Below are 8253 nucleotides of genomic sequence, written 5' to 3' on the forward strand. Positions count from 1 at the left end.
TTGGGGGTGAATCGATGGCAGGGGATCTGCAGAAATTGGCGTTAACAACCCAGTAGTTAGTCTAAATAAACTACCTGATTGCACTCGCCTAGAGACCAGTGCCATTCAGCATTCGCATTACCACGTCAATAAATTTTTCACCCCAAACAATTGACAGTAAGCCACATAATGTAACTAGCAATAATGCAACACCTACTTGAACAAGTCCAAAATTGTCAAATGTCGAATATGTCACAGGAATTAGCAGTACAAGGGCGCCAACTGTAGCCCCTCCCAAAAAACGATAGATAACTTTTAAAGATGAATGTTGTTTGGGATCGGTGTTGTCAGAGGTCATTAGAAATTCCTTCAATACTTTAAAACAATGGGTAACGCTGCTACGCTTTTGCTACCTAAACAGAGTATCTAACGATCGGGTAAAGGAGCAAGTTTTAGTTATATTCCGATCCCTATCCTCAGAACCGTACATACAACCTTCACTGTATACGGCTCAAGCAGCGTCTTGAAATATGGATTCCGGTTAACTTTCGGTCGGTAGTATTCGCTTATTGAGACATCGTGTTTTCGCTAAAGGGGTCGGCATTGGTTACCCTCCCATTAGTGTTTGAACATTCCAAAGGGGCCATCCCCATCCAGTTAAACACCAGCGGGGAAAGGTTTTTGGAAGCCTTTCCAACTCCCCTGAACAACTTTCGAGTCGCGCGTTTAATAGGTAACTAGCCTCACTCCAAAAAATAGGATTATCTTAAAAATAATAATCCCCCACCAAATGGGCAGGGGACACTAATCAATTGGGTTTAACTAAAGCAAAACCTTTGCAAAATCAGAAAAGTCTCAATCTAGTCGAGGTCAGGCATGAACAACGTGGGTTCAGTTTCCCGGTCAATGCCTTTTTCAAAACCAGCGGCTGCGGCCCGAGCACGACCAGCATGCCAGAGGTGACCAACTAAGAAGAAGAAGCCAAGGACAAAGTGGGAAGTAGCCAACCAAGCCCGGGGAGAAACGTAGTTAAAGGAGTTAACATCGGTGATTACCCCACCCACGGAGTTCAAAGAACCAAGGGGAGCATGGGTCATGTATTCAGCCGCCCGACGTACCTGCCAGGGCTGAATGTCATTGCGGAGCTTGTCGAGGTCCAAACCATTGGGGCCACGCAGGGGTTCCAACCAAGGACCACGGAAGTCCCAGAAACGCATGGTTTCACCACCGAAGATGATTTCCCCAGAAGGAGAGCGCATCAGATATTTACCTAAACCAGTGGGGCCTTGGGCAGAAGCAATGTTAGCGCCCAAACGTTGGTCCCGCACCAAGAAGGTGAAGGCTTGGGATTGGGAAGCTTCCATGCCGGTGGGGCCATAGAATTCACTGGGATAGGCAGTGTTGTTAAACCAAACAAAGACGGAGGCAATAAAGCCCATCAAGGAAAGGGCACCCAAGCTGTAGGAGAGATAAGCTTCCCCAGACCAGATCAGGGCACGGCGGGCCCAACCGAAAGGCTTAGTGAGAATGTGCCAAATACCACCGGAAATACAGATCAAACCAATCCAGATGTGACCACCGATGATGTCTTCCATGTTGTTGACACTGATGATCCAACCTTCTCCCCCAAAGGGCGCCTTCAGCAGATAGCCAAAGATAATCGCCGGGTTGAGGGTGGGGTTGGTGATCACCCGCACGTCCCCACCACCGGGGGCCCAGGTGTCATACACACCGCCAAAGAACATGGCTTTAAAGACCAGTAGCAAAGCACCACAACCCAACAGGATCAAGTGGTAACCAATGATATTGGTCATCTGGTTTTTATCTTTCCAGTCGTAGCCAAAGAAGCTGGAATACTCTTCCAACACTTCCGGGCCGCGGAGGGCGTGGTAAATACCCCCAAGACCTAAAACTGCCGAAGAAATTAAGTGCAGTACCCCTACCACAAAGAAGGGGAAAATATCAGTCACTTCCCCAGCGGGACCAACGCCCCAACCCAGGGTAGCAATGTGGGGCAGAAGAATTAAACCCTGTTCATACATGGGTTTTTCGGGAATGAAGTGGGCAACTTCAAACAGGGTCATGGCCCCAGCCCAGAAAACTATCAAACCGGCGTGGGCCACGTGGGCACCAAGCAATTTACCGGAGAGATTAATCAGTCGGGCATTTCCCGACCACCAAGCAAAACCGGTAGAGGGAAGGTCACGTCCCCCCACCATCGAAGTATTAGAGAGCGTTACCACGGGGGAGAACCTCCTCAGGGAAGATAAAGTTTTCATGGGGTTGATCTTGGGGAGCCATCCAGGCGCGCATCCCTTCGTTCAACAAAATGTTTTTTGTATAAAACGTTTCAAATTCCGGGTCTTCCGCTGCCCGTAGTTCCTGGGAGACGAAGTCATAGGCCCGTAGGTTCAAGGCTAAACCAACAATACCCACGGAACTCATCCAGAGACCAGTTACCGGCACGAACAACATGAAGAAGTGCAACCACCGTTTGTTGGAGAAGGCAATACCGAAAATCTGAGACCAGAAACGGTTAGCGGTCACCATGGAATAGGTTTCTTCTGCTTGGGTGGGTTCAAATGCCCGGAAAGTGTTGGAATCTTCCCCATCTTCAAACAGGGTGTTTTCCACCGTGGCACCGTGGATGGCACATAGGAGGGCGCCGCCCAAAATCCCTGCTACACCCATCATGTGGAAGGGGTTCAGGGTCCAGTTGTGGAAACCTTGTAGGAACAAAATGAACCGGAAGATTCCCGCTACCCCAAAGCTGGGGGCAAAGAACCAACTGGATTGTCCCAGGGGGTACATCAAAAAGACGCTGACAAACACCGCAATGGGACCAGAGAAGGCGATGGCGTTGTAGGGACGAATGCCGACCAGACGGGAAATTTCGAACTGACGCAGCATAAAGCCAATCAGACCGAAGGCACCGTGGAGGGCAACGAAGGGCCACAAGCCACCAATTTGGAACCAGCGGGTCAGGTTACCTTGGGCTTCAGGCCCCCAGAGGAACAGGAGGGAATGGCCGAAGGCATCGGCGGGGGAAGAGACCGCCACGGTCAGGAAGTTAGCTCCTTCTAGATAGGAACTGGCTAGACCGTGGGTGTACCAGGAAGTAACGAAGGTGGTGCCGGTGAGCCATCCCCCCAGGGCCATGAAGGCACAGGGGAAGAGTAGCAAACCAGACCAACCAATAAATACGAAACGATCACGCTTTAGCCAATCGTCGAGGACATCAAACCATCCTCTTTCGACTGGGGCGCGTCCGACTGCAATAGTCATAAATGCAAATCCTCTTGCGTAGCTAGCATCAAAGGCAAGAATTTCTAAAGGAGGCTTTTGTAATTTGGGTTATGCCATTTAGACTCCATTCTCTAATAAGACGAGACGATTGGAAACTACACCGCTAAGGTAGAGCGGTTGGCCAAAACCCAAATGTGGCCTGTCGGTGGAACAATATTTGTTCTCCTGATGCCATTTTCTTATGGGTAGCAAGCCGGGCCACAGGGGCCAAACCTGCACTGATGTTGGCGTTCCTTGCCGAAACGCATCTACATATTATTAGCAAATATTTTACATTCTGACATATTCATTCTCATAATCACCGATCGCCAGGGGTCTAGGATTCCGGGGCTTGGCCGGCAATATTGATGCGATGACTGAGGCTAGTGAGGGTTTGACTGGTCTCCCAGTCTTTTTGCTGTAGTTGGGTGATTTTGTCGCAACTGTACATGACGGTGGTGTGGTCCTTGCCACCAAAGGCTTCCCCAATGCGGGGCAAACTCAAGTCCGTGTGCTGACGCATCAAATACATCCCCACTTGACGAGCCAGGCTAACTTCCCGGCGGCGGGAGTTGCTGAGTAGTTCTTCGACCTTTAACTGATAGTGCTGGGCCACGATGCTGATGATGGTCTCCGGGGCGGCGGCCACCTTTTCCACCGGGGGATTGAGCACCGGCGCAATATTTTCCACTGTCATGGCCACACTCGATAGGGACGTGTAGGCGATCGCCCGAATTAGGGCTCCTTCCAGCTCCCGGATATTGGAAGTGTAATGGGAGGCAATGTACTCAATAACCTCCTTGGGTAGACGAATCCTGTCGTACTCAGCTTTTTTTTGCAGAATGGCCATGCGGGTTTCCAAATCCGGCACTTGGATATCAGCGATTAAACCCATGGAAAAACGGGAAATGAGCCGGTCCTGTAAGCCAGGAATCCTTTGGGGGGCCCGATCGGAGGCCACTACCACCTGTTTGCCCGCTTCGTGGAGGCTGTTGAACGTGTGGAAAAACTCCTCTTGGGTGTACTCTTTGCCCTTAATAAATTGGATATCGTCAATGAGCAGAAAGTCGGCACTGCGGTAATATGCCCGAAAATCCTCCATATTGTCCTGGCGGATGGCGGTGATCAGGTCATTGGTGAATCGCTCTGTGGAAACGTAATAAACTTTGGCATTGGGATACATTTCCAGTCGGTAATGGGCGATCGCCTGCATGAGATGGGTTTTTCCCAGACCAACGCCACCACAGAGGAAGAGGGGATTAAATTCCCGCCCGGGGGATTCCGCCACTGCCAAGGAAGCGGCATGGGCCATGCGATTGGTGGGTCCCACCACAAAACGGGAAAAGGTGTATTTGGCATTGAGGGCAGTGGAATTTTTGGCCGTAGCCTCCACCTTCAGGGGGGACTGGCGAGGAGTTAAGCTGTGGGGCTCTAGACCGTCGGTGGTTAACTCCACCGTGATTTCCTGCCCAGTTAAGTCCGTCAGCACCTCCATCAGCAGTGGGCCATAGCATTTTTGCAAATGGTTGAGGACAAAGCCGTTTTCCACCTGAATGGTGGCCACCCCGTCCCCCAAGGACGTCAGGACTGATGTCTTGATCCAAGTGTCAAAAGCCGGTTTGGTTAACTGGGTTGCCAGGATGGCCAGGGCCTGTTGCCAAAGATTTTCGCAGGAGACCATTAAAGATACATGTAGTTAGGAAAAAGCCTATTGGCAAACTCGAACTGCCTAAAGCGACTGGAACATAATCGCTAAAAAAGCAAACGTTCCCACCACCACCAAGGCGATCGCCACCACAAAACTAATGGACAGGCGGGACTGGTAAGTGAAGCGTCCCCGGTCAATGTGCTTCAAATCTTGACGGTGATTGATGGCCGCCGCCAGTAGGGCCAGGGTGCCAATGATAATAAAGGATAAACCCAAAGTCCGGGATAAATGAAAACCATTTCTGCCTCCCGGAAACGCGCCGTGGATGGCGGCGACAATGCGGTCAATGCCCACGCCAAAACTAATCAAGGAAAGACTGGTGCGAATCCAAGCCATCAAGGTTCGTTCTGCGGCGGCCCGGTTCCGTTCCTTGGCCAATTCATTGGCTAAATTATAGGGTTCTGGCGGCGGCGGATAGTTATCCATACATTCTGCTGGCAGGTAACTTTGCAGTTCGTCATGGCCATGGGCGCTAACAAAGCCCAACCCACGGAACTTTGACGGCTATAACCAAGGATTTATCCGAGGGCTAAGGGGGCAATAACTGTGGGAAACTGGGGAAAACCGGGACCCTAGCCGGTGGTCAACCCCTGCCCTCTAACATTTAACCATGGTCAACCCCGTTACTTTGCCCCAAACCTTTTTGCTACTTGGCTCCGGGGAACTGGGTAAGGAATTTACCATTGCCGCCCAAAGATTGGGTAATCGAGTAATTGCGGTGGACCGTTATCCTGATGCTCCGGCCATGCAGGTGGCCCAGGTTTCAGAAGTCATTTCCATGTTGGATGGGGATGCCCTGGCAGCAGTGGTAAAAAGATATCAGCCGGATTGGATTGTGCCGGAGGTGGAAGCGATCCGCACAGAAAAATTGTTGGAGCTAGAAACCCAGGGTTATAGGGTCATTCCCACGGCCCAAGCCACCAATCTCACCATGAACCGGGACCGGATTCGGGAGTTGGCCGCCCAACAATTGGGGGTGCGCACTGCCCGTTACGACTACGCCACCAGTCTGGCCGAGTTGGAGCAAGTTAGCCAGACCATCGGTTTTCCCAACGTGGTTAAGCCGGTGATGTCTTCCTCTGGTAAGGGTCAATCGGTGGTTAACAGTGATGAAGAGGTAGCCCAAGCTTGGCAAGCGGCGATCGCCGGAGCGAGGGGGGATCAAACCAAAGTGATTGTGGAGGAGTTCATTCCCTTCGAGTTGGAAATTACTTTGCTGACCATCCGCCAATGGCAGGGGGAAACCCTCTTTTGTGACCCCATTGGCCACCGCCAAGAACGGGGAGATTATCAAGAATCGTGGCAACCGGCCCCTTTAAGCCCAGGGCAGTTAGCCCAGGCCCAGGCGATCGCCAAAACAGTCACCGATGCTTTGGGGGGAGCGGGCATTTTTGGGGTGGAATTTTTCATTACCCCGGAGGAAGTGATTTTTTCCGAATTATCTCCCCGGCCCCATGACACCGGCATGGTTACCCTAATTTCCCAAAATTTGAACGAATTTGAGTTACATTTGCGGGCCATTTTAGGTTTACCCATTCCCCACATCCAACAAACGGGCCCCGCCGCCAGTGCGGTTATTCTGGCCCCTGAAGCTGGGGAGAATCTTAGTTACAGTGGAGTCGCAGAAGCCTTGGCCGAAGCCCATACGGATTTGCGGTTATTTGGTAAACCCAATGCCCGACCCCATCGTCGTCTGGGGGTAGCCCTAGCCCGGGGGGAATCCGTTGATCAAGCTCGACGCTTAGCCCAAGCCGTGGCCGAAAAGGTAACTGTGCAAACGGAATAATTGGCAAACAAAAACTTCCCAGGGGATAAATTGACTAGGGAAGTTCACAGAAGTCTAGGTTTTGGCGACTTGATTCCATTCTCGAAACCCTCTGACTCTGAAGGTCTTCCAGGGTTAGAGAATCGGAGGAATGCAACGACAAGCTAAACTAAGTACGATTAGATTAACTGTGGGCTACATCTTGTCCCACCACATCCACCACCACAGATTCCTGGGGGGCATTCTTTTCCTGTTTGACGGCTTTATTTTTCAAGCCAGTGAGGACCATTTGGGAAATTTCTGAGACTAATAAAGTGGCAATTAAACCATCGTCAATCCAACCAAGCACAGGGAAAACGTCGGGCAGAAAGTCGATGGGGCTGAGGAGATACACCAAGGAGCCAAGAACAATCCACCAGCGGTACCGGGGATGGTTGAGCATTTGACGGTACCAGCCGTAGAGGGATTCGAGGGAAAATTTCATGGGGTGCTATGGGGAAAGAATAGTTTAATTTTGGCAGATCCCTTGGGGGATCCGGGGGGGAAAACTCCCAGGGTTAGGGACGGATTCCTCTCCAGGGCTAGGTTTGGGCCGTGGTTTTAGGCATTGAACGCTGACATTGCCCCCCAGTCGGCAATAATGTATCTGTCGTTAACCTTGTCTTTGCCAGGCCCATGCTGATTTCCCGTGCCCCTGTCCGCATTAGTTTTTTTGGTGGGGGAACTGATTATCCTGAGTATTTTCTCCAGCATGGTGGTGCGGTCCTAGCCACGGCGATCGACAAATTTTCCTACGTCACTGCTAGCCCTTTTCTGAGCCACTTATTTGACTATTCCATTCGAGTTTCCTATCGCAAAGTGGAATTGGTTAAAAATCCCAGCGAGATGGAGCATGTGGTTTTTCGGGAATGTCTGAAATTCTGTGGTTTGGAAAAGGATATTGAGCTCCATAATGTGGCAGATTTACCAGCTTTTACCGGCCTAGGTTCCTCTTCTGCCTTTACCGTTTCCTTGCTCCAGGCTTTGCACTCTTTTAAGGGGGAATTTATTCGTCCTTTGGATTTGGCCTATGAAGCTATTTATGTGGAAAGGCATTTAGTTAACGATAAAGTGGGCTGTCAGGACCAGTTAATGGCCGCCATGGGGGGATTTAACTTAGTGGAATTCCGTAAGGAAGATGACATTGTGGTTAGTCGGGTCACCATGGCTCCGGCAAGGATGGCGGAGTTTGAAGAACATATCTTTATTGTTTTTACTGGTATTAAAAGGCGGGCGGCCAATGTGGTGGAAAAGCAATTAAAACGGGTGGGAGATAACCGAGAAACTTTGAAACTGATGCGTGCCATGGTGGACAAGGGTTGGGATATTTTGACCAGTAATCAATGCCTATCTGCCTTTGGGGAGTTACTGGACCAAGCCTGGCAGGCAAAACGGAGCTTGGATGTGGGCATTTCCAACGGCGACATTGACGGTATTTACCAACAGGGGCGGGAAGCAGGGGCCTGGGGCGGTAAGT

General features: G+C 50.8%; 8 protein-coding genes. 2 read left to right on the forward strand and 6 right to left on the reverse strand.

Going from position 1 to position 8253, the window contains the following annotated elements; translation table 11 throughout:
• Positions 1-88 precede the first annotated feature (88 nt).
• The 5 genes from IQ217_RS00760 to IQ217_RS00780 all read right to left on the reverse strand — a co-directional run bounded on the left by IQ217_RS00760 (position 89) and on the right by IQ217_RS00780 (position 5458).
• Positions 89-337 (reverse strand): hypothetical protein, encoded by a 249-nt coding sequence (locus IQ217_RS00760; RefSeq protein ID WP_190595869.1) that lies wholly within the window; start codon positions 335-337, stop codon positions 89-91.
• A gap of 502 nt (positions 338-839) precedes the next feature.
• A complete protein-coding gene (psbC, locus tag IQ217_RS00765; protein ID WP_014407100.1) occupies positions 840-2222 on the reverse strand; it encodes a photosystem II reaction center protein CP43 in 1383 nt (460 codons plus the stop codon).
• The gene (gene psbD, locus IQ217_RS00770) at positions 2206-3264 is read right to left on the reverse strand and encodes a photosystem II D2 protein (photosystem q(a) protein) (protein WP_010872429.1); all 1059 of its coding nucleotides are present in this window, start codon (positions 3262-3264) and stop codon (positions 2206-2208) included. Before psbD ends, psbC begins: the two co-directional genes overlap by 17 nt.
• Before the next feature lie 337 nt (positions 3265-3601).
• Positions 3602-4945: a chromosomal replication initiator protein DnaA gene (gene dnaA / locus IQ217_RS00775; protein ID WP_194018561.1), complete on the reverse strand. Its 1344-nt coding sequence runs from the start codon at positions 4943-4945 to the stop codon at positions 3602-3604.
• 48 nt (positions 4946-4993) lie between these two features.
• A complete protein-coding gene (locus IQ217_RS00780; RefSeq protein WP_228023851.1) occupies positions 4994-5458 on the reverse strand; it encodes a YidH family protein in 465 nt (154 codons plus the stop codon).
• 124 nt (positions 5459-5582) lie between these two features.
• On the opposite strand from IQ217_RS00780, the gene purT reads away from it, so the two are divergent.
• On the forward strand, positions 5583-6758 hold the full coding sequence (gene purT / locus IQ217_RS00785) for a phosphoribosylglycinamide formyltransferase 2 (RefSeq protein ID WP_194018562.1): 1176 nt from the start codon (positions 5583-5585) through the stop codon (positions 6756-6758).
• 163 nt (positions 6759-6921) lie between these two features.
• On the opposite strand, the gene IQ217_RS00790 is transcribed toward purT, so the two are convergent.
• Positions 6922-7221, reverse strand: a complete 300-nt coding sequence (locus tag IQ217_RS00790) for a YkvA family protein (protein WP_194018563.1) — start codon at positions 7219-7221, stop codon at positions 6922-6924.
• Positions 7222-7412: 191 nt separating this feature from the next.
• Between IQ217_RS00790 and IQ217_RS00795 the strand changes: the two genes are divergently transcribed.
• Positions 7413-8253, forward strand: an 841-nt coding sequence (locus IQ217_RS00795) for a GHMP family kinase ATP-binding protein (protein WP_194018564.1), incomplete at its 3' end; no start/stop codon positions are given.

This window comes from Synechocystis salina LEGE 00031 (assembly GCF_015207985.1).
Taxonomy (GTDB): domain Bacteria; phylum Cyanobacteriota; class Cyanobacteriia; order Cyanobacteriales; family Microcystaceae; genus Synechocystis; species Synechocystis salina.

Excerpts from the sequence above, each read along its gene's own strand:
- dnaA (WP_194018561.1), bottom strand. The coding sequence starts at position 4,945 with ATGGTCTCCTGCGAAAATCTTTGGCAACAGGCCCTGGCCATCCTGGCA.
- purT (WP_194018562.1), top strand. The coding sequence starts at position 5,583 with ATGGTCAACCCCGTTACTTTGCCCCAAACCTTTTTGCTACTTGGCTCC.
- psbD (WP_010872429.1), bottom strand. The coding sequence starts at position 3,264 with ATGACTATTGCAGTCGGACGCGCCCCAGTCGAAAGAGGATGGTTTGAT.
- IQ217_RS00790 (WP_194018563.1), bottom strand. The coding sequence starts at position 7,221 with ATGAAATTTTCCCTCGAATCCCTCTACGGCTGGTACCGTCAAATGCTC.
- IQ217_RS00760 (WP_190595869.1), bottom strand. The coding sequence starts at position 337 with ATGACCTCTGACAACACCGATCCCAAACAACATTCATCTTTAAAAGTT.